19 protein-coding genes are annotated in these 19,964 nt (G+C 47.5%); 8 read left to right on the top strand and 11 right to left on the bottom strand.

The genetic code is table 11. The features are described 5' to 3' along the window. Window positions 1–299 precede the first annotated feature (299 nt). The 4 genes from BLS03_RS01855 (at window position 300) to BLS03_RS01840 (ending at window position 5,061) form a co-directional block, all read left to right on the top strand. Window positions 300–1,643 (top strand): sodium-dependent transporter, encoded by a 1,344-nt coding sequence (locus BLS03_RS01855; RefSeq protein WP_093268874.1) that lies wholly within the window; start codon window positions 300–302, stop codon window positions 1,641–1,643. 127 nt (window positions 1,644–1,770) lie between these two features. Next, window positions 1,771–2,460, top strand: coding sequence for a TIGR01621 family pseudouridine synthase (locus BLS03_RS01850; RefSeq protein WP_093268871.1), 690 nt, complete (start codon window positions 1,771–1,773; stop codon window positions 2,458–2,460). A gap of 46 nt (window positions 2,461–2,506) precedes the next feature. Then, complete coding sequence (locus BLS03_RS01845) at window positions 2,507–3,439, top strand: class I SAM-dependent methyltransferase (protein WP_093268868.1); 933 nt, start codon at window positions 2,507–2,509, stop codon at window positions 3,437–3,439. A 404-nt stretch (window positions 3,440–3,843) separates the two neighbouring features. Further along, window positions 3,844–5,061, top strand: coding sequence for an ammonium transporter (locus tag BLS03_RS01840; RefSeq protein WP_093268866.1), 1,218 nt, complete (start codon window positions 3,844–3,846; stop codon window positions 5,059–5,061). Window positions 5,062–5,177: 116 nt separating this feature from the next. On the opposite strand, the gene hcp is transcribed toward BLS03_RS01840, so the two are convergent. From hcp to BLS03_RS01805, 7 genes are all read right to left on the bottom strand, one after another. Continuing rightward, entirely contained in the window at window positions 5,178–6,815 is a 1,638-nt protein-coding gene (gene hcp / locus BLS03_RS01835; protein ID WP_093268863.1) for a hydroxylamine reductase, read from the bottom strand. A 194-nt stretch (window positions 6,816–7,009) separates the two neighbouring features. Then, complete coding sequence (gene norR / locus BLS03_RS01830; protein ID WP_093268861.1) at window positions 7,010–8,551, bottom strand: nitric oxide reductase transcriptional regulator NorR; 1,542 nt, start codon at window positions 8,549–8,551, stop codon at window positions 7,010–7,012. Between the two features lie 102 nt (window positions 8,552–8,653). Continuing rightward, window positions 8,654–9,274 carry a CDP-alcohol phosphatidyltransferase family protein gene (locus BLS03_RS01825; protein ID WP_093268859.1) on the bottom strand — a complete coding sequence of 207 codons (621 nt, stop codon included), beginning with the start codon at window positions 9,272–9,274 and terminating at the stop codon, window positions 8,654–8,656. Further along, window positions 9,267–9,917, bottom strand: a complete 651-nt coding sequence (locus BLS03_RS01820) for an ATP-binding cassette domain-containing protein (RefSeq protein ID WP_093268857.1) — start codon at window positions 9,915–9,917, stop codon at window positions 9,267–9,269. Before BLS03_RS01820 ends, BLS03_RS01825 begins: the two co-directional genes overlap by 8 nt. After that, window positions 9,914–11,638, bottom strand: coding sequence for an ABC transporter permease (locus BLS03_RS01815; RefSeq protein ID WP_245696539.1), 1,725 nt, complete (start codon window positions 11,636–11,638; stop codon window positions 9,914–9,916). The genes BLS03_RS01820 and BLS03_RS01815 overlap by 4 nt, the downstream gene beginning before the upstream one ends. Further along, window positions 11,614–12,756: an ABC transporter substrate-binding protein gene (locus tag BLS03_RS01810; protein WP_093268855.1), complete on the bottom strand. Its 1,143-nt coding sequence runs from the start codon at window positions 12,754–12,756 to the stop codon at window positions 11,614–11,616. Before BLS03_RS01810 ends, BLS03_RS01815 begins: the two co-directional genes overlap by 25 nt. A gap of 227 nt (window positions 12,757–12,983) precedes the next feature. Further along, window positions 12,984–13,427: an META domain-containing protein gene (locus BLS03_RS01805; RefSeq protein ID WP_093268852.1), complete on the bottom strand. Its 444-nt coding sequence runs from the start codon at window positions 13,425–13,427 to the stop codon at window positions 12,984–12,986. A 173-nt stretch (window positions 13,428–13,600) separates the two neighbouring features. On the opposite strand from BLS03_RS01805, the gene BLS03_RS01800 reads away from it, so the two are divergent. Next, complete coding sequence (locus tag BLS03_RS01800; RefSeq protein ID WP_093268851.1) at window positions 13,601–13,858, top strand: DUF1289 domain-containing protein; 258 nt, start codon at window positions 13,601–13,603, stop codon at window positions 13,856–13,858. Here the strand turns inward: BLS03_RS01800 and BLS03_RS01795 are convergent. After that, window positions 13,847–14,071 carry a hypothetical protein gene (locus BLS03_RS01795; RefSeq protein WP_093268848.1) on the bottom strand — a complete coding sequence of 75 codons (225 nt, stop codon included), beginning with the start codon at window positions 14,069–14,071 and terminating at the stop codon, window positions 13,847–13,849. The genes BLS03_RS01800 and BLS03_RS01795 overlap by 12 nt on opposite strands. A gap of 530 nt (window positions 14,072–14,601) precedes the next feature. Between BLS03_RS01795 and BLS03_RS01790 the strand changes: the two genes are divergently transcribed. Then, window positions 14,602–14,967 (top strand): PilZ domain-containing protein, encoded by a 366-nt coding sequence (locus tag BLS03_RS01790; protein WP_093268844.1) that lies wholly within the window; start codon window positions 14,602–14,604, stop codon window positions 14,965–14,967. 94 nt (window positions 14,968–15,061) lie between these two features. On the opposite strand, the gene BLS03_RS01785 is transcribed toward BLS03_RS01790, so the two are convergent. Together BLS03_RS01785 and grxB are read right to left on the bottom strand one after the other, a co-directional pair. Next, window positions 15,062–16,255: a DEAD/DEAH box helicase gene (locus BLS03_RS01785; protein WP_093268841.1), complete on the bottom strand. Its 1,194-nt coding sequence runs from the start codon at window positions 16,253–16,255 to the stop codon at window positions 15,062–15,064. A gap of 183 nt (window positions 16,256–16,438) precedes the next feature. Next, on the bottom strand, window positions 16,439–17,089 hold the full coding sequence (gene grxB / locus BLS03_RS01780) for a glutaredoxin 2 (protein ID WP_093268839.1): 651 nt from the start codon (window positions 17,087–17,089) through the stop codon (window positions 16,439–16,441). A 335-nt stretch (window positions 17,090–17,424) separates the two neighbouring features. Between grxB and BLS03_RS01775 the strand changes: the two genes are divergently transcribed. Both BLS03_RS01775 and BLS03_RS01770 read left to right on the top strand, forming a co-directional pair. Continuing rightward, window positions 17,425–18,126, top strand: coding sequence for a recombinase family protein (locus BLS03_RS01775; RefSeq protein ID WP_093268836.1), 702 nt, complete (start codon window positions 17,425–17,427; stop codon window positions 18,124–18,126). Between the two features lie 42 nt (window positions 18,127–18,168). Then, window positions 18,169–19,368, top strand: a complete 1,200-nt coding sequence (locus tag BLS03_RS01770; RefSeq protein ID WP_093268835.1) for a multidrug effflux MFS transporter — start codon at window positions 18,169–18,171, stop codon at window positions 19,366–19,368. A gap of 280 nt (window positions 19,369–19,648) precedes the next feature. Here the strand turns inward: BLS03_RS01770 and rplY are convergent, their stop codons facing one another. Further along, window positions 19,649–19,927 carry a 50S ribosomal protein L25 gene (gene rplY / locus BLS03_RS01765; RefSeq protein ID WP_093268833.1) on the bottom strand — a complete coding sequence of 93 codons (279 nt, stop codon included), beginning with the start codon at window positions 19,925–19,927 and terminating at the stop codon, window positions 19,649–19,651. Window positions 19,928–19,964: the final 37 nt, after the last annotated feature.

Raw genomic sequence — 19,964 nt, 5'->3', positions numbered from 1 at the left:
ACCCGCTTCAGTGCTTTGAGTTCACGAAAGCAATATCCACAAGTAAAGTAATAAGTGAAAAAATGTATATAAAAGCAGGAACAAAGAAGGATGGATTATAGGTGTGCAAAAAATCAGCATTTAACGGTATAAAATAAGTCAAAAGCCAAAAAATATACCGTTTGGGCTTCCAATTCTAATTTTAAACTGCTTTACTTGCCACACTTCGCGAACAGCCAATTTTTTCGCAAAGTGTACAAATTAATTTACACCTTTTTGAAAGGTGATGAACACAAACACAACTGTGGTAAAGAACGATTATGGCAAGTAATTCAAGAGAACACTTTTCTTCACGATTAGGGTTCATTATGGCAGCAGCGGGCTCTGCTGTTGGTCTTGGTAATGTATGGGGTTTTCCAACCAAAACGGCGAGCAACGGTGGTGCGGCGTTTTTGGTGATCTATTTGATCATGGTTTTCCTGCTCGCATTTCCGATGTTAGTGGCAGAGTTGACCATTGGTCGTCACGGTCAATCTAACCCGGTTGCGTCATTGCGCAGCATCTGGACTCGTAACCGTGTAGGGGCGACATTTTTTGGTCTGATTGCAATGGTGACGGCGTCACTTCTTCTTAGCTTCTATTCTATTATTGCAGGTTGGTTAATTGGCTTTTCCGCTGCGCCCACTTTTGAAGTGCTAGGAATGAACAACGTTTCCGATTGGTTGGTAAGCTTTGGCGATACTCGTAACGTGGTATTGGCAGTGATTTTCTCGCTTTTGACCATCTATGTGGTGAAAAACGGTGTGGCAGACGGGATTGAAAAATGGTCAACCCGCTTGATGCCAATGCTGTTCGTGCTATTTGCCGTGATGATCGCTTATATCTTCACCCAAGACGGCGCGATTGACGGGCTGAAAATGTATTTGATTCCAGATGTATCTCATATCACAGCGCCGCTGTTGGTTGACGCATTAGGACAAGCATTCTTCTCACTCTCTTTGGGTGTGGGGTCGATGATCGCTTACGGCTCTTACCTGAAAAAAGACGTCAACATTCCAAAAACAGCCGCTCAAGTTGCTGCGATTGATACTGGTGTTGCCTTTGGTGCTGGCTTATTGATTCTACCTGCAATGTTTGTTGCCAAACATAACGGCGTACAAATCTTCAATGATGCAGGCGAGCTAATAAGCTCAAGCGACTTGGTGTTCCAAGTGTTGCCATCAATGTTTGATACCATGGGCGGCGCAGGCATCATTATTGGTACCGCGTTCTTTGTTTTAATGGTGATTGCGGCGTTGACGTCGTCTATTTCACTACTTGAAGTTCCAGTGTCGTGCGCTCAAGATGAGCTTAATATGACGCGTGGCAAAGCTACTTGGTTGATTGGCGGTCTGATCACGGTAACCAGCATTATTATCTCGTTAAACTTTGGCGCGCTGTTTAACTTTGTGGCGACGTTCACCACTGTTTATATGCAGCCGCTACTTGGCGCCGTGTGGGCGGTATTTGTCGGTTGGATCTGGCATCGCAACAATTTGCTTAACGAAATTAAGCAAGGTAACCCAGACATCGAACAAGGTTTGTTCTGGAAAATCTGGCCGTGGTATGTACGCCTAGTGTGCCCAATTGCTATCGTGATGGTGTTCCTGTTCTCGATTCTTTAAGTGCTTTGGTACCTCACAGCATCAAGCCTTCCAATTGGGAGGCTTTTTTATGCCTGTCACGTAGCACTGAACTGGTATTCGCCGTTTCAAACGGTATACTTCATGGCTTCAAATTGGAGCGGTGGTTATGTTTGATAGCGTTTTTTCTCATCCAGACTTTGTTGTGATTAATAAGCACCCGAATGTGTCGGTGCATAAAGACGATGGCGATACCATGCTATTGCAACACGTCGCCCTTGAACTTGGGATTGAACGGCTATATTTGGTGCATCGCCTCGACAAAATGACCTCTGGCTTGCTGATACTCGCTAAGCATCAACAAGCCGCGAGTGAGTTATCAGGCCTGTTTGCCAAGCGCAAGGTGGAAAAGTACTACGTAGCCATTGGCAGTAAAAAACCGAAAAAGAAGCAGGGGCTCATTCGCGGTGACATGCAGCGCTCGCGCCGTTCAAGTTGGAAGTTAGTCAATAGCTGTGAGAATCCGGCGGTGACGCAGTTTCTCTCGGCAGCCGCGCAGCCGGGCGAACGATTGTTTATCTGTAAGCCTCATACGGGAAAGACTCATCAGATTCGCGTCGCGCTTAATTCGATTGGTTCATCGATTGTTGGCGATAGTATTTATTCGCCGTCAAGCCAAGCAGACCGGGGTTATCTACACGCTTTTGCGCTGCGTTTTGACTATCAAGAACAACCGATTGAACTGGTGTGCGACCCGCGCCAATATCATGGTTTAGGTGAGAAGTGGACTGCGCCGCAAGTCAGTCAAACTCTCGATGCCTGGCAAACGCCATGGCAGTTAGATTGGCCCAAATTATAAACAGTGGCGCATTAGCGTCACGCGATCAAATAACAAGAGTTTTCCCATGCAAGTAAGTGCATTGCCGATTTTTTTTCAACACCTTAGTGAAAGTTTACAATCCACACCGAATGAGGTGCGCCGTTTATTTCACGGCCGTGGTCGCCGTTGGCCCGGTTTGGAGCAGTTGACCTGCGATTGGCTGCAAGGGCAACTGATCGTCAGTGTTTTTAAACAGGTAGAGGATGAGTTCCTTGCTGCGCTGCGAAGTGGATTGGTTGATTTAAGCCAGCAGCCTGTTTGCCAGCAGAGAGCGCTGCAAAGTATTGTGATTCAGCATCGCTATCAAGATGGCGATCCCGCTGAGATTGTCATGGGCGAGTTGGATGCCGCACCCGTGGTGGAAGAGAGCGGGCTTCGCTATCAATTAAACCTTGGCCGCAACCAAAACCACGGCTTATTTTTGGACATGCGTTATGGTCGTAATTGGGTGCGTGACAATGCGAAACATAAGAACGTCCTAAACCTATTTGCGTATACCTGTGGCTTTTCGGTTGCAGCAATTGCGGGTGGAGCCGATAACGTCGTCAATGTTGATATGGCGAAAGCCTCATTATCCAAAGGGCGCGAGAATCATCATCTCAACGGCCATAACCTCAATCAAGTGAAGTTTTTTGCTCACGACATTTTCAAATCGTGGGGAAAAATTAAGAAATTTGGCCCTTATGATTTAGTGATCATCGATCCGCCATCATTTCAAAAAGGCAGTTTTGCTTTGACCAAAGACTATCAGCGCATTTTGCGCCGTCTTCCGGAGTTGCTTGCAGAGCAAGGTGAAGTGCTTGCGTGTGTTAACTCACCAGCGGTCAGCTGCGACTTTCTGATTGATGGAATGAAACAAGAAGCCCCTGAGCTTCAATTCCAGCAGCGTTTGAGTAACCCACCAGAGTTTGCCGATATCGATGAACAAGCTTCGTTGAAGGCGCTGCTGTTTCGCTAGACATTGATGCTTTGGGTTATAAGGCCGGTTTTGAAACTGGCCTTTTTTATATCTCGCGATTTGCTCACTGGAAGTGAATAAACGCCTGCACTAACTTGAGGATTTATGGTGTAAATTAAACTGAAATTAATTATTGCTATCACCAATATGATGCGCAATGGTGGTGTTTATTGGTGCGCATCATGATCCAAACTGGTGCACTTAAGTGTTACTTAGTGACTGTTTATGATGCTTTAAAATATAAAATATTGATATTTATATAAAATTATTTAATGGAATTAAATTGTGAGTTGGCTCGTATTTTGCTTTTCTCCGCTCAGTAGTCATGTTTTATCACCATTTTGGTGATTGTTAATAATTTTAAGCGCATTAATTGTGCAAAGGCATAACGGAGAGTGATATCAATGGCAGCCACGGTGGAGCAGGTGCAAGGAGTCGTACAAGTCCTAACCCAAAGTTCAAACACGTTATTTTTGCTGTTAGGGGCAATTATGGTGTTTTTAATGCACGCGGGCTTTGCGTTTTTGGAAGTTGGCACGGTGCGACAAAAAAACCAAGTGAATGCACTGGTGAAAATTCTTTCCGATTTTGGTGTTTCTGCGCTGGCGTATTTTTTTATCGGTTATTGGGTTGCCTATGGTGGGCATTTCTTCCAAGACGCGCAAACCTTATCGCAAGGCAATGGTTATGAGTTAGTGAAGTTTTTCTTTTTGTTAACCTTTGCCGCGGCCATTCCTGCGATTGTATCGGGTGGTATTGCTGAACGTGCGCGCTTTTATCCAATCTTATTCGCTACCTTTTTTACGGTCGGTTTGGTTTATCCATTTTTTGAAGGCATCATCTGGAATGGCAATTTCGGTGTGCAAAGCTGGTTTGAAAACCAATTTGGCGCTCCGTTTCATGACTTTGCTGGTTCGGTTGTCGTCCACGCGGTAGGCGGCTGGATTGCATTGGTTGCAGTGTGTTTTCTTGGTATGCGTAAAGGGCGCGTTAAAGCGGGTAAGCACACCAACTTCGCGCCATCCAATATTCCATTTCTTGCGTTGGGCGCGTGGATTTTGTGTGTCGGCTGGTTTGGTTTTAACGTGATGTCGGCTCAGTCTCTTGATGGCATTAGCGGTTTGGTGGCAATTAACTCATTGATGGCGATGGTCGGCGGTATCATCGCATCGCTTCTCGCGGGTAAAAATGACCCAGGTTTCTTACACAATGGGCCGCTCGCAGGCTTGGTTGCGGTATGTGCCGGCTCTGACTTGATGCATCCTATCGGCGCTTTGGTGACTGGCGCATTGGCGGGTGTACTGTTTGTTTACCTGTTTACTTGGCTACAAAAAACCAAAATTGACGACGTGCTGGGGGTTTGGCCTCTTCACGGTGTATGCGGCGCATGGGGCGGTATTGCAGCAGGTATTTTCGGCCAACAGAGCTTTGCTGGGCTTGGCGGCGTGAGTTTAACGGTGCAAATTCTTGGCACCTTGCTCGGTGTCGCGATTGCGCTGATTGGCGCCACCATAGTGTATGGGATTTTGCATAAAACCATGGGCTTACGTCTTGGTGAAGAAGAAGAGTTTAACGGCGCAGATTTGTCGATTCACCGTATTTCCGCCACGTCAGACGATTAAGTCTCACTGTATTCAAAGCAGAAAAAGCCAGTCGATAGACTGGCTTTTTTATTGTCCAAGGATCTAGCTATCCGTTAAACATGTAAGAATGTAAACATTGAAGGCATTGTCGACCACTACGCCGCGTAAATTTGCTCTAAATCCGCTTGTGGGGTGGAAATAAGATGTAGGTCGAAGCGTTCAATTAAGCTTTCAAGCACACCGTGAGTCATAAACGCGGGCGCAGTTGGGCCGACATAGATGCCTTTTACACCAAGCGCAAAAAGGGTGAGCAGAATAACGATGGCTTTTTGTTCAAACCATGACAATACCAGTGTTAATGGCAGCTGGTTAATGTCGCAGTCAAACTCTTTGCTCAGCCACAGCGCCAACTGAATTGCCGAATAAGCGTCATTGCATTGGCCGACATCCAATAGGCGTGGAATGCCTTCAATATCGCCAAATTGGTGATGGTTGAAGCGATATTTTCCACATGCAAGTGTCATGATAAGTGCATCGTCAGGGACTGCGCAGGCAAAGTCGTGATAGTAGCTTCGCTGTGCTTTTTCACCATCACAGCCACCGACTAAGAAAAAGTGTTTAATGTTACCGAGTTTGACTTGCTTCGCTACCTCAGGTGCAGCTTGAAGCAAAGTGTTGCGGCCAAAACCCACGGTTAACCTCTGTTCGATTTCATCGTGTTCAAACCCCGCTAGCGTTAGGGCCGTATCAATCACAGGACTAAAATCATCGCCTTCAATGTGGCTGACTCCCGGCCAAGCAACGATGCTGCGAGTAAATAAGCGCTCAGCGTAAGCGCCCGGATTTGGGTCTAGCAGACAATTAGAGGTCATGACAATTGCACCAGGAAAGTTGGCGAATTCGTGTTGTTGGTTTTGCCATGCACTGCCGTAATTGCCGACCAAATGAGGGTACTTATTTAGCTCAGGGTAGGCATGTGCGGGAAGCATTTCGCCATTGGTGTAGACGTTAATGCCCGTGCCTTGAGTCTGAATAAGAATTTGCTCTAGATCGTGCAAATCGTGACCCGAGACCAAAATACATTTGCCTTTTACCGGTTTGGTATTGACCGATGAAGGCGTTGGATGACCAAAGGTTTGGGTTTCGCCATTATCCAGCATCGCCATGATTTGGTAGTTCATCAGGCCGATTTGCATCGCTTGATCAAATAGCTCAGTGGCGTCAGTGGGGTCGCTGCCGAGCCAAGCCATGATTCGGTGGTATTGTAAGTCAATGTCGTCGTTGGTTTGACCAAGGACTCGCGCATGTTCTAAATAGGCCGCAGCGCCTTTCAAACCATACAAGCACAGCAGTCTTAGACTAATGATGTCTTCATCCAACTGATCTTTACCTCGGTTGACTGCAAGCTCAGGCGCCAAATGCTGCAGTGCTTGAGGATCGTTAGGTAAAGTCAATTGGGCGGCTTGACCGAATACAATGTCGCCAGCAAGTTGGCTTTTCAGGCGGCTTTTATAATCTTCCGCTTGCATGGCCAACTGAAAAATACGCTCTGGGTCGAAATTTACATTGGTGAGTGTGGCAAAAAACGCTTGTGGCGCCCAGCGATTGATTTCGACATCGATGATGCCCTGATTCCAGGCCAAAGCGGCAAGCTCTGATAGCCCATGTAAGCTGTAAACCAATACGTCTTGTAAGTCGGATACTTCGGCTGTTTTCCCGCACATACCTTTGGCAAAGCTGCAACCGGTTTTGGTTTTGCTGTTGATGGTCTGTTCGCATTGAATACAAAACATGCTGTTCTCCCTTGAGCTGATAGATGGGGTTTACGCAGTGACGCGTAATCTTATCTGCTGCTCATAGCAGAGAACGTGCCATTAAATAAAGTATTGAAATTTAAAGGCTTTAATGTTGTTTAAAGATCTTTTGATGTCAAAAAGACACCCAGTGAGTGTGTGTTTTTGACATCCAAGCGCTGAATGCTCCTAGGTCAGCGGCTATTTGAGGAGGTGTCTATCCCCAGCTTTTTACCCAATCGATACAGATTACCGCGGTCGGTTTTGAGAAATTGCGCTGCTTTGGCCCAAACGCCATCGTGCCGCTCAAGTGCTTGGGAAATGATGCGTGCTTGATAGTCAGTGACAAGTTCGCGCAGCGCCGTCGGTTGAGCGGGTAAAGGGTCGCTTTCAGAATGTGAGGCTATCACGGCTTGAGGATAAAAATGCTCAAGTCGAATCACTTGGCTTTGCGCCTGAATGGCATTGAGTGCCGCTCGGGTTAGGCTATGTTCAAGCTCGCGAACATTACCGGGCCAATGCTGCTTTTCTAGCATAACAAGGCTTTTGCTGTCGAGGTGCAGACCATGAACATTAAATTGATGGCGAACCTTATCCAACAAATACCCTGATAACATGGCGATGTCCGCCGCGCGTTCTCTTAGCGGTGGAACGTGGATCGGATAAACATTTAATCGGTGGAAGAGGTCGGCGCGAAAACGCTTGTCGGCCACTTCTTGAACTAAGTCGCGGTTGGTGGCCGCGATGATTCTTACATCGACCAACACATTGCGGTCACTGCCAACACGCTGCACTTCACCGTGTTGAATTGCGCGTAGCAACTTGGCTTGTAACATCAAAGGTAATTCACCGATTTCATCGAGAAATAAGCTGCCACCATCGGCAAGCTCAAATTTACCTGCGCGAGCTTGATTGGCACCAGTAAACGCGCCTTTGACATGACCAAACAGCTCACTTTCTGCCAAATTTTCTGCCAATGCTGCGCAGTTGACGTAAACCATCGGCTGATCGCAACGCCTAGATTGGGCGTGGATTTGGTGGGCAACCAACTCTTTACCACTGCCAGTTTCACCGCTTATCAGTACCGAGTAATCTGACGTTGCGACAGTGTCGATGCCAAGACGCAGTTTTCGCATCTCGTTACTGGAGCCGATCATCTCGCCCTGCTGTTTACGCGCTTGTTGGATCAGCATTTCAGTGACATGTTGCTGTTTGACGTTTTTGGCTCGCAGCGCTTTGAGCATCGCACGGTTGCGAAGCGAGGCTGCGGCGAGAGCGGCAAAGGTTTCCAGTACGGTATGGTCGACTTTATCAAAGGCGCCTACCGTGAGCGAGTCCATGGTTAACGCGCCGACCAGTTGCTGTTCGACATACAAACTGCAGCCCATGCAATCGTGTACATCAATATCTTGATCGGTCGCGAGCAACATGCCGTCAAACGGATCAGGCAGCGTGCAGTCGGCATCAAATCGCACTGGTACTTTGCTACTGGTAATTGCTTCAAGACGCGGATGGTCGCTGGGTAAGAAACGCCGACCCATGACTGTCGATTGCAGACCACTGCTGGCAACTGGAGTCAGAAAACCTGCGTTATCAAACACCAGCAATGCACTGGCATCACACGGCATCACTTGATTAAGTCCTTTAATCAAGCGTTGATATTGGTTGTGTGAAGTGAGGTTGGCGCTTAAACCAAGGGCAATGTCGAGCAAAATTCGGTCTAAATTGGCTGGCATAGCTGAACTCGAAAACGGGTAAAAACTTAGCCTAACCGCGTTGTTGTTATTTTGACATCGCCTTTGGTATGAATTGGCTTAGCGGTTGATGTATATCAAGGGTTATGCCGCCGAGTCTTGTTTGAGGGTTTGAAAACCCGAGTAAATGCGGGTGGCGGTGGTGAACCAGCATGCGGTCGCGAATACGTAAGCGATGGTAGCAAAGTGCTCTGGCAGTAAACACAAGATAACAAAGCAACCGATGGTTTCGGTGCCTTCGGTTAAACCTCCCATGTAATACAGCGATTTATGTTGATAAACCGGATTGATAATGCCGCGTTTGCTGGCTTGAATCGCAAAGGCTAAAAAGCTGCTGCCGGTGCCGACAAAAGAAAAAATCAGTAACGCACCCGCTATGGCGTTGTGCTCTGGATTGGCAAGAACAAAGCCGAACGGCACCAGTGAATAGAACAAGAAATCTAAGCAAATATCGAGAAAACCACCCGCGTCAGTGACGCCTTGAATGCGCGCCAGTGCGCCGTCGAGGCCATCACATAATCGGTTTAGCAGGATCGCAACCAGCGCCAAAGTGTATTGTTGGTAGGCAAGTGCGGGAAGGGCAATTAATCCCACCACAAAGCCTGCGATGGTGACTTGGTTAGCGGTGATGTCGGCGTCATCGAGCAGCATGGCAATACGGGTGAGTGGATGTTTTACCCAGCGCGTGCTGTAGCGATCAAGCATGGTGATTCTCCAAAGGCCAGTGAATGACGGTTTGCCCGTTCGGGGCGTCTTGGCTGTCATGGGTGACAAGCAACGTTGGAATATTAGCGCGGCGCAGTTCGGCAAACACCCAATCTCGAAACTGAGTTCTCAATTTGGCATCCAGTTGGCTAAACGGCTCGTCGAGTAAGGCGAGCTTAGGTTGGGCAAGCAGCATGCGCAGCAAACTGATACGAGCCCGTTGGCCGCCAGAAATTTGTTGCGGAAAATGCTCGGCAATAGCGTTCAACTCCAAAGTGGCAAGTGCGTCGAGTGCGTGCTGGCGGCGGGCCTTGCCTTTGATGTGATTGGGCAGAGCAAACGCTAAGTTTTCCCATACATTCAAATGGGGAAATAGGCAGTCTTGCTGAAATAAAATCCCAACTTGGCGCTGGTGAGCGGGCAAATCTAGCAATTCTGTTTGCGCTAATGTCGCGCTGCCCGTGAGGTGAAAATCTGGCGCAAGATGGCCTGCAAGGCTCGCAAGCAGAGTCGATTTTCCACAGCCACTGGGACCCATCAGGGTTAACACCCGGCCAGGCTCGATAACAAAGTTGGCGTTGTCACATAGGCACAGCTGTGATTGACGATGGCGAATGGTCAGGTTTTTTACGCGTAGCGTCATGATTTCGCGGTTTCCTGTGATGAATATGGATAGACAAGGTTTGCACGGCGGCGTTTACCAAGCAGTATTGCCAGAGCGAAAAACAGCCCGGGCAGTATGGCTTGCCAAAGTGCGTAAATCGCACTAATGCGTCGGTCATAGCCACTCGACAGTGCTACCGCTTCGGTGGTGACGGTGGAAATACGCCCTGCGCCGAGCATTAACGTTGGTAAATATTGAGCAAGGCTGACGCTCGCCCCGAGCGCCCAAGCATATAAAACCGCCGGGAGCAGAATACGCAGTTTGACTTTAAAAAAGGTCTGCAGCGGCGACTTGCCAAGGCTTAAGGATATTTGTGAGTAGTGATGATCGTAACTCTGCCAAGGGCCATTGAGCGCTAGATAGACAAACGGAAAGGCGAAGAACAGATGTGACCATATCACCCATAGATAATAGCTCTGTTCACTTATCGAGAGCGCGGCTACTTGCAGACCCAGCAACAGCGAGAGCTGCGGAATCAACATTGGCAACACAATGATATAGCCCGGCAGAGACCATCTATGATGGACGCGATACTGCTGCGCAATCAGCGCCATGATGACCGCAAGGCTTGCTGAAATGGTGGCAATAATAAGGCTATCGGTAAGTGTCGGGACGAAAGCATTCCACTGTGAAAGCCAGAACCGCGCAGTGAATTGTGAAGGCAACAAATCAGGGAAGCGCCAACGCTGAGCAAAGCTCCACAACAGCAGTAGCGGGATCATTATGCTCACTAAGCTGATAACCGAGACGAACACGCTTTTACCCGGTAAAGTGATGCCAAAACGCCCTGAGAATTGCCATTGGCGATTGACCGTCACCAGCAGTTTTTCTCCCAGCCACATCGCTGTCATGAGCAGGGACAAAATCGCGAACAGTAGCAGGGCGCCAGCGGCGGCTTGTGGCAGCATGGCAATATTGGGGTCATTGAACCACTGCCATACCAGCACCGCTAATGTAGGCGGCGATTTAGGCCCGACAATGATGCTAATGTCGACCACAGATACGCCATATGCGAGCACCGCAAACAGCGAAAAACGCATTTTTACTAACCATTGTGGCAAGACCACTTTCCACCAAAACTGACTTTGGCTATAGCCCATTGAGGCGCAGGTCTGATGCAGGTGATTGAGGTTGAGTTGCTGCAGCACCGGAATGCTCATCAACACTAGAAATGGCATTTCTTTAAGCGCGAGCGCGAAGGTTAGTCCGACAGCGTAAGGGTCATTGATGAACCAAGTGGTTTGACTGGCTTGTAAATCGGCGCCGAATTGCGTTACCAGACGGGCGATAACCCCGGTGGGCGAAAACAAAAACGCAAAACCGATTGCAAAGGCCACGTGAGGCATGGCCAAAAGCGGGGCGAGAAGAGGTTCAATACGTCTCCAGTGACAGTGTAACCAAAATTGTTGCAGTACGGAAAAGCACAATAGTGCTGCCCCGCAAGTACTGACTAGCCCGGAAAGTATCGTTAAGAGTATTGAATCTGATATGCCGGGCCAGTGCCATAACGCGGTAAAAGCGGCGCTGCTAGCATGATTCAAGCCGATGACAGGCAAATACCCGACCGCGGCGAACACTACGCCAATTAGCCCCGGAAGTGTGGGGCTAATACATAGCAAAATGACCAGTAAATAAATAATTCGAAACAGCATAGTCGAACGTGGATGACCAATCATCAATGGCCGTAACGGCGCTGCCACTCTTTTTCAAGTGCTGTCTGCCAGCTAGGATGTGGCTCTTTGATTGATGCAAACAGACGAGTGCGATGAGCACTGCCGGTTAAATAGTCGTTTTTAAGTACCGATGGGTCGCCCCATACTTTGAGATTGCCTTTACGTGACTGAGCTTCTGGGCTCAGCAAGAAGTTGATGGCGACCAATGCCCCCGCTTTGGCATTGGAGTTCCATGGAATGGCAAGGAAGTGAATGTTAGACAATGCGCCAGCTTGCATTGCATAGACGCTGGTCGATTTGCCGAGTGTGCCATTCGCTTGCGCTGCGTACACTGAGTTAGGGTTGAATGTGATGGCGAGGTCGAGCTGGTTATCATCGAGCAGTTGCACGGTTTCTGCGCTGCTAGCAGGAAATTGTTGACCCGAACGCCAAGCGTAGCGATGAAATTCATCAAGATAACGCCACAGCGGCGCGGTCACTTTAGCAAAATCGGCCTCCGAGACAGGGCTTGCTAAAGCGGGATCGTTGCCGCTGAGCTCTATCAACAGCGCTTTTAAAAAGCTGGTGCCATGAAATTCTGGTGGGCGAGGGTAACTGACACGATTAGGAAAAGCTTTGGCGTAGCTCAGTAGCTCCGCAAATGATTGCGGAGGATTATTGAGCTTGTCTTGATCGTAAATAAACACTAGCTGGCCTACGCCCCAAGGCGCTTCAAGCCCCATGGTCGGTTCGGAAAAATCGCTGTCGACAGGCAGAGATTGATTGACGTATTGCCAGTTTGGAAGTTGGTCAACAAACGGTCCGAACAGCAATTTATTGTCTTTCATTGATTTGAAGTTTTCGCCGTTGATCCAAACCATATCGACGCTGCCGCCACTGTTTTTACCCGCGGCTTTTTCCGCGATTAAGCGCGTGGTGGTCTCAGCAATGTCCGCGACTTTGACCTGCTTGAGAGTAACTTGGTATTGTTTCTCAAGTTGCTCATTTGCCCAGCTTAAGTAGTTATTGATTTCTTGGCTGCCGCCCCAAGCATGAAAATACACCGTTTGACCTTTGGCTTTTTCCAGCGTCGTGGGCCAATCGTCTTGGGCGAAAGCAGAGAATGGAAGCAAAACTGTGAGTAGCAGTGACAGCAACCTTGTCATAATAAGTCCTGTAAAATGATGGAATCTAAATGATTCAGACCGGAAAAGTCTGAGATTCTATTCATTATGACGAAAAATAGTCACTTTGGTATGTTTCTGAAACATAAACAAATAAAGCTGTGATGGCGGTAGAAATAACAAAGCAGCCGGTGGCTGCTTTGTGTTCAATGGGGTTTGTGATCAATAGGGGGTTTATGATCAATAGGGTAATAAACGTGAATTTCGCGTTATTGATTGGCGTCGTTGAGTTGGTAGGTCAGGGTGTTGACTTCCGTTTCGATGATCAATTTATCACCATCGAGAGTCAGGCTACTCCACTCTTGTAGCGCTTGCGAGATAGACTGTTCAAAGTCCATGATGTCGCCGATACACATTTTCATCGTCATGCCCATTTTGTCGACGCGAAATTGATTGTCTTTAAGCTCGCCTTGACCGATAAAATTATTACATCCCGCATTACCTGAGGTTTTTAGGGTGTCATTAATTTGAATAAATGGTCGTTTTTGGCGCGCAGTCGGATTGAAGTCTTGACCATTGATATTGACAAGTTCCCAGCGGTGATTTTGTAAATCTGCGGCAGTGATGTCTTGTTGAGGCTTCATGGTTGAGCATCCGGCAATGACAAAAGGAAGTGACATTGTAGCAAGTAACGCTTTTGAACTAAGCTTCATATAAATTGACTCCAGTGTGTGGAAGTATTGACTTTATATCGTCCTGCAATAAGTTTGGTTAGTATATTTGACAAGGTTAGCTTTTTGTCAGCTCTAAGTCATAGTTTAACGGTGAATTTCAATGGAAGTGATTGATTATATTTACGATATTGATGTGAGGCAAATAGGAGACGATGCAACAGCTTGAGTTTTTCCCCGTCCCAAGCCCATGTGTGGGCATCTGCTCCATGGATGCCAAAGGGTACTGCCAGGGGTGTATGCGTAAACGCGAAGAGCGATTTGGTTGGCTGAACATGACGCCGGCTCAGCAGCGCCATGTGATTAAGTTATGTCAGCAACGCTATAAGCGTAAAATGGCTCAAAGTAAGCCGTCTGCTTCAGGCGAAATATCGACTCAACCTGTAAGCCCGCAACAAGATTTATTTGAGTGACCAACGGTCACTGATCCATCCTCCGACATGTTCGTCAAAATGGCTTCCCGCAAAGCGTTGGTTGTACTCAACGTCTTTTTTAATCCCTTCGGGGTGATGATCGAGTAAATCTTGAATGTAGGCTGCCATCGGATCGCCACCTTTCAGTCGTTCTTGTTTTACAGCAACTTCTTTGATGATTTGTAGACGATACGAATTTGTGGCACGTTTCATATTTATGACCTCCCAGTGACAGTACCTCTAAAATTTAGAAATCGAGCGTTTTTTCGTCAATGTTGAATTTTCAGAATTCAGTCAAAAATTCTTAAATGCAGCGCGCAAGTTAATATTATGTAAATTGTTTGTTTGCGTATCTGTTTGTTTAGCAAATAACTCACCATCTTTTAGTGCGATTGCTCTGTCATAAAAAATTCATCTTTAGGCGGGCTGGTGGCTTGACCTTCCCCTTGGGGAAAGGGGTAACGTAGAGGCTCGCCAACGTATTAGTAGGAGATATTATGGGTTGCTGTAATGAACCTCCACGTGGAGGCACGACCAACGTCAAGTTGTTGGTCAAATGCACATTAGTGTTTTTCGTGGTGATTTTTGCTATCGCTTGGTTGTTTGGTTAAATGTGATTTATCGCCATAAATGAATAACTTGTGTGAAGTCAGAGTCTTGTTGCATTTAGACCTTTCGGTATACTGAGCAAAAGCTCGGTTTATCGAGCAACTCAGGAACTTGGCTTACGGAGTGGAAATTTTATGGACGATTCTCAGTTTGAACAGCGGCGCGAATTTTTTCGGCTTTGCTATCCGAAACGGGCAATGCCAGATATTCGTTTAGCTGGATACCGTTTTCACGTGAGTGAGGTTTCTGAAAAAGGCTTGCGAGTGCTAGTGGAAGGTGGCGCGAGTTTTGGCCGTGGAGTGAGCATTACTGGGACGTTGAATTTGCATGAAGGCCGTCAAGTCTGGGTAAAAGGCAGCGTGCTGAGAGTGGAAGGCAAAGAGGTGGTGCTCAAACTTAGTGAAGGGCCGACCTTTAAAGATATGGTTGAAGAGCAGCGTTATATGCGTCAAAACTATCCTTCGCTCTATATCAAGCAAACCGTCGATATCGACGAATAATTTGCATAGATTGATATCGAAAAGAAAAGGCGACCTCAGGTCGCCTTTTTGTGTATAGCGCTTTCACAGCACTCATACTGACTTAGTGTAAGCTTTACTGCTGCGGATTGCGTTTATGTTTGGGTACGTAGTTTAGAATCGAAATCGGTACCGGTTTTTTCGGTTCAAACCCAGCTACTTCGCGGCGCTCAATCAAGTGGCCCAAACGGCTTTCAATCATACACAGGTTCTTGAAGTTGTCTTTTGACACCAGTGAGATGGCTTCACCCTTGGCATCCGCGCGGCCAGTTCGTCCGATGCGATGGACATACTCATCGGCAGGGAAGGGTAAATCGTAATTGACCACACGGGTTAATTCATGAATGTCGATACCCCGAGCACCCACGCCAGTAGCAATCAAATAACGAATTTTTCCGGCTTTGAACTCTTCCAGTAATCGCGTGCGAATCGCTTGGCTACGCCCACTGTGAAACGCTTCGGCTTCAATGCCGCGTTTTTCAAGCTGGGCGGCTAATTTGGCAGCGCCATGTTTGGTTTCAATGAAAATCAGCGCCTGTTGCCACTGGTTTTCTTTGATTAAATGGCTAAGCAGCGCGGACTTTTTGTCTTTATCCACGGTGATAAGCCATTGCTCAATATTGGCTTTGGACGCCTGATTGGCGGCAATGCTAATCTCAAAAGGATCGGGAATGGCCGATTTCGCCAAATCGCGCACTTTGTTTGACAACGTTGCAGAAAACAGCAGGTGCTGAATATCGCTCGGCAAACGGTCCAAAATCTTGTTGATGTCGTCGATAAAGCCCATGTCTAACATGCGGTCGGCTTCATCCATCACCATCACTTCGACTTCTTCGAAATACACCGCACGTTGGCCGTACATATCCAGTAAGCGCCCAGGGGTTGCGACCAATACGTCGACGCCATCGATCAACGCTTGTTTTTGCGCCTTTTCATCCACACCGCCATACATTGCCAGCGACGTGAGTGGCAGATGCTTAGCATATTGCTGAATTTTCTCATCGACTTGAATGGCGAGCTCGCGGGTCGGAACCAGAATCAGCGCGCGAATGCGTTTTTTCTTTTGCGTTTGAGCTTGGCTGAGCTGGTGCAAAATGGGTAAGACAAAACTGGCGGTCTTACCGGTTCCCGTTTGCGCGGCAGCAATCAGGTCTTTACCTTGCAAAATAACCGGAATTGCTTTGGTTTGAATGGTGGTTGGCTTTTGGTAGCCAAGCTCCGAAATGGCAGTGACAAGTGCGGGGTTCAGTCCAAATGTTGAAAATGGCATGAGTCGTCTCTAAGTTGGTTAAACGCGCAAGCGGGTGAAAGGGCGCGATTCTAACACAGCTTGAATACGCCGCGAATGGAATTGTGTTGCCATCAATAAATAACGCCAGCCGATGGGCAATCGGGATTGACGATATTTATTGAAAGCTTTTTGACTGTGAAGCCGTAATTATGGCCGGGCTGGTTAAACTGCGACGTCGTCGTAGAGTGGAATTTGAGTGATCGCCGTGACTTCATCGATGTATTGGCGTACTCGCTCTGGAAATTCGATGCCTTTTATCACCGTGAGATTCCGCAGCGATGGGTAGGTGAGAATGTCATCATAGCTGAGTGTTTGGCTCTTTTCTGAAGGCAGCACGAGCCAGTCGATTTTGGTCAGCAGCGAGTTCATCTGAGCGATATACTCGGCGCTGTTTTCAAGTGCTTGCTCAAACGACATACCAATCATGGTCGACTTGTTCTTGGTGTACCAATCTTTGGCGGGTTGGCACTGAAACTCTGGCAGGTCTATTTTCATCCAGCGAGGATGAACTAAAGGCCCTTCATAAGGGTGAGCGCGTTTTTTCCATGTGTCTATCGCGGCGGTTTTGGTTGCAGCGGCCATTGGCGCCGACTCATCAATGCCATCAAGATAAGCAACGATATCCAAGCTTTCTGCCATATAGCTGCCATCGTCTTTTTGCAGAATCGGCACCATGTTGGCGCCCACTTTTTCGATTCTCGCATCCACATCGTGGTTTTGAATGTATTCAAGCTCAACATCGAGCTTTTTGTAGCCAGCCGTCATCATGGCGCGAATGCAAAAAGGGCAATGTTCAAATACAAATAATTTCATGTGATCTCCTTATATCTGAAACGGTGATCCTAGCTAAGTTGTTGTTACAACATATCAGACATCCTTGGCTTGAAAAAGAGACCTCAGTTGAGAACGCCATGTTTAATGATTGAATCACCAAGGATGAAAAATAAATGGCTCATTTAGTGTTTACAATATTTATGAACCGATCTAATATTGACCCATAACGTTATATGAGCTTATTGATAAGCATGAGTCGTGAGTACCGACAGGGTGAGTATTGAGAGTGGTGAAGCAAATCAGATGTTGTGAAAGCCAAGCGTCATCCTCGGTTTCTGAACAAGCTAATAGTGACAAGAATTAAGGAGAACAGTATGACGGTTTATACTTACACCCGTTATTCACCGAAGAACCGCGAGCTCGATAGCCAACTTGAAGCGCTCTCAGAGCGCTTTCCTGAGGCGCAGGCGATTCAAGACCGCGTTAAAGGGCGTGTGCCTGCGCTTGAACGAGAGCAATTTTCTAAGCTGTTTGATAGCTTGCAACCTGGCGATACACTTGCGCTGTGGTGGCTAAATGCATTAGCGCCTGACTTCAAACACAGTCATGAACTGATCAGCCAACTGCTAGAAAAAAAAGTGACCTTGCAAACTTTGAGTCAAGAACTCACATTTGAGCCAGACAGCGTCGAGACTAAGGTATTACTTTGCCTACTAAAAGGGTATTCTGACGCCGAAAAGCAACATCGTCTTTTTGCCGCAGAAATGGGGCGCCGCGCGTTAAAAGGCAATCCTGACGCATGGAAAGAGAAGTTTCGTGGTCGTCCGGCCAATCGTGAAAAGCATCAGCATATCGCCACTTTGTTGCTAGAAGGAAAGACCCTTCAGCAAGTTGCCGATGAGACAGAAACCAGCCTCTCGACCGTTAAACGTGTCAAATCCAAAGTGATTGAGCATGATGAATCTGGCTCGCTGCGCCGCCGTGCACGACATGGGGCAGGTGGCGGTCGTGGCCATCATGGCGGGGGGCGCCATCATCATGGTAGACAGCGTGGCCAAGCGATGAGCGAAGAGTAATTCGCGCGCTATTTATCTGCCTTATTCAGTATTAGGAAATTCATGACCCACAGTATTCAGAAAAGAACCATTATTTTGGCCTGCCTTATCATCAGCGTGGGACAACTTAGCATGGGGCTGGTAATGCCATCACTGCCTTGGATTGCCAAAGATTTCAATATTAACTTGGACCAAGCCCAATTGCTGGTCAGTGTTTATTTACTCGGCTTTGGACCATCGCAATTTTTATATGGTCCGATTTCGGATGCGCTAGGCCGGAAAAAGGTTCTGCTGTGTGGTTTGCTTATTGCGGTCAGTGGTTTGAGTGTGGTTATCGCCTGCCAAGCGTCGTTTTCAGGGATGGTGCTTGGTCGGTTTCTACAAGGGCTAGGCACTGGTTGTTGCGCGGTGTTGGCTCGAGCTTCTACGCGTGACCGTTACAACGGCGCCGAGTTACCGCTGGCAATGTCTTATATTGCTATGGTTGCTTCGATCACGCCGTTGTTTGCTCCGGTTATTGGCGGCTTTATCAATGCGCATTTTGGCTGGTCGATGGTGTTTGTATCGCTGCTGGGGTATGTGTTATTTGCTTGGGTTATTATCGCCTTTCGTTTTGAAGAAAGCGTGAAAGCCAAATCGCGCGTCCCGTCGGTTAAAGCAATGGCGAAACAGTATTCTAGCCTGATTCGTTCAAGCTATTTTATGAGTTTTGCCAGTATTGGCTGGCTCAATTTCAGCTTGATGATCACCACAGTGTCGGTGATGCCATTTATCATGCAAAACCAGATTGGCATGAGTTCAGATCAATACGCGCTGTGGGCTTTGATTCCCGCAATGGGAATGTTGATTGGTACTTCAACTTGCAACCGCTTTAGGCCGCGTATCGGCACTCGAAAAATGCTGATGTTTACTCCGGTACTGCACCTGTGCTCTGCGGTGTGGTTCTTCTTCTGTCCAAACGAGCCGCTGTTTTTGATGATCGGTCAGCTGTTGATGATCTTGGGTAACGGCATTGCGCTGCCGTGTGCTCAGGCGATGGTGATGTTACCGTACAAAAAACAAGCTGGCGCGGCGGCGGCAATGTCGGGAGGCGGGCAGATGATCGTATCTTCACTGCTGAGTATGGCTTTGGTGCAAATGGGGCTTAGCCAAGTGTGGCATTTGTCGCTGGTGATTGTAGTGTTTGCCGGAATAACCTTTACCAATATTCGTCGTGGTTTTCGAGTTGAACAACCAAACAGTGCCATCGGTGAGGCGGCATAAAAGAACGTCATTACTCAATAATGAATTGAACTTAGAGCACGATGTTACGTCGTGCTTTTTGTGCGTGCGAGTTAAGGTCTTTGCAGCACTTCGCAATGAAGCGTTATGGCTAGATGGATGAGAAAGCCAGGTGTAACGATGAAAGTAGGGACCTAAAACGGTGAAACCCCAGAGGTGGTAAGTCTCTGGGGTTTCGAATTTTTAGATGTCTCGGTTGGTAAGGCCGATAAATCTGATATGCAAAAGGCTGGATTTATCCAACTAATTCCTGGTAGGGAAATTAGATGCGGATGAAGTCCATGTGCTCAACTTTTGGCTTGAAAGCGTGACGTTGAACGTCTTGTGGTTTAACTTTCACTTCAGCACCGTCGATCACTAGAACCAGACCTTCGTAGAACTCAGGTTTGTCCATTTGGTTGATCACTTCGTCGTGGTTTAGAGCGATTGAAACTGGCTCTGCTTCACCACCGTAAACGATGCCTGGGAATTGACCAGCGTGACGTAGGCGGCGGCTCGCACCTTTACCTAGCTCAGTACGTACTACTGCTTCAAATTTCATAGTATTACTCTCAAATTAGAAATCATAAATTCATAGC

This window comes from Vibrio xiamenensis (assembly GCF_900100015.1).
In the GTDB taxonomy this organism is placed as follows: Bacteria; Pseudomonadota; Gammaproteobacteria; order Enterobacterales; family Vibrionaceae; genus Vibrio; species Vibrio xiamenensis.
The sequence above is the reverse complement of the archived record's forward strand: the minus strand, read 5'-3'. Positions and strand labels throughout refer to the sequence as shown.

Excerpts from the sequence above, each read along its gene's own strand:
- BLS03_RS01855 (WP_093268874.1), top strand. The coding sequence starts at position 300 with ATGGCAAGTAATTCAAGAGAACACTTTTCTTCACGATTAGGGTTCATT.
- norR (WP_093268861.1), bottom strand. The coding sequence starts at position 8,551 with ATGCCAGCCAATTTAGACCGAATTTTGCTCGACATTGCCCTTGGTTTA.
- grxB (WP_093268839.1), bottom strand. The coding sequence starts at position 17,089 with ATGAAATTATTTGTATTTGAACATTGCCCTTTTTGCATTCGCGCCATG.
- rplY (WP_093268833.1), bottom strand. The coding sequence starts at position 19,927 with ATGAAATTTGAAGCAGTAGTACGTACTGAGCTAGGTAAAGGTGCGAGC.
- BLS03_RS01785 (WP_093268841.1), bottom strand. The coding sequence starts at position 16,255 with ATGCCATTTTCAACATTTGGACTGAACCCCGCACTTGTCACTGCCATT.
- BLS03_RS01770 (WP_093268835.1), top strand. The coding sequence starts at position 18,169 with ATGACCCACAGTATTCAGAAAAGAACCATTATTTTGGCCTGCCTTATC.
- BLS03_RS01805 (WP_093268852.1), bottom strand. The coding sequence starts at position 13,427 with ATGAAGCTTAGTTCAAAAGCGTTACTTGCTACAATGTCACTTCCTTTT.
- BLS03_RS01840 (WP_093268866.1), top strand. The coding sequence starts at position 3,844 with ATGGCAGCCACGGTGGAGCAGGTGCAAGGAGTCGTACAAGTCCTAACC.
- BLS03_RS01810 (WP_093268855.1), bottom strand. The coding sequence starts at position 12,756 with ATGACAAGGTTGCTGTCACTGCTACTCACAGTTTTGCTTCCATTCTCT.
- BLS03_RS01790 (WP_093268844.1), top strand. The coding sequence starts at position 14,602 with ATGGACGATTCTCAGTTTGAACAGCGGCGCGAATTTTTTCGGCTTTGC.
- BLS03_RS01845 (WP_093268868.1), top strand. The coding sequence starts at position 2,507 with ATGCAAGTAAGTGCATTGCCGATTTTTTTTCAACACCTTAGTGAAAGT.
- BLS03_RS01820 (WP_093268857.1), bottom strand. The coding sequence starts at position 9,917 with ATGACGCTACGCGTAAAAAACCTGACCATTCGCCATCGTCAATCACAG.
- BLS03_RS01825 (WP_093268859.1), bottom strand. The coding sequence starts at position 9,274 with ATGCTTGATCGCTACAGCACGCGCTGGGTAAAACATCCACTCACCCGT.
- hcp (WP_093268863.1), bottom strand. The coding sequence starts at position 6,815 with ATGTTTTGTATTCAATGCGAACAGACCATCAACAGCAAAACCAAAACC.
- BLS03_RS01850 (WP_093268871.1), top strand. The coding sequence starts at position 1,771 with ATGTTTGATAGCGTTTTTTCTCATCCAGACTTTGTTGTGATTAATAAG.
- BLS03_RS01800 (WP_093268851.1), top strand. The coding sequence starts at position 13,601 with ATGCAACAGCTTGAGTTTTTCCCCGTCCCAAGCCCATGTGTGGGCATC.
- BLS03_RS01795 (WP_093268848.1), bottom strand. The coding sequence starts at position 14,071 with ATGAAACGTGCCACAAATTCGTATCGTCTACAAATCATCAAAGAAGTT.
- BLS03_RS01775 (WP_093268836.1), top strand. The coding sequence starts at position 17,425 with ATGACGGTTTATACTTACACCCGTTATTCACCGAAGAACCGCGAGCTC.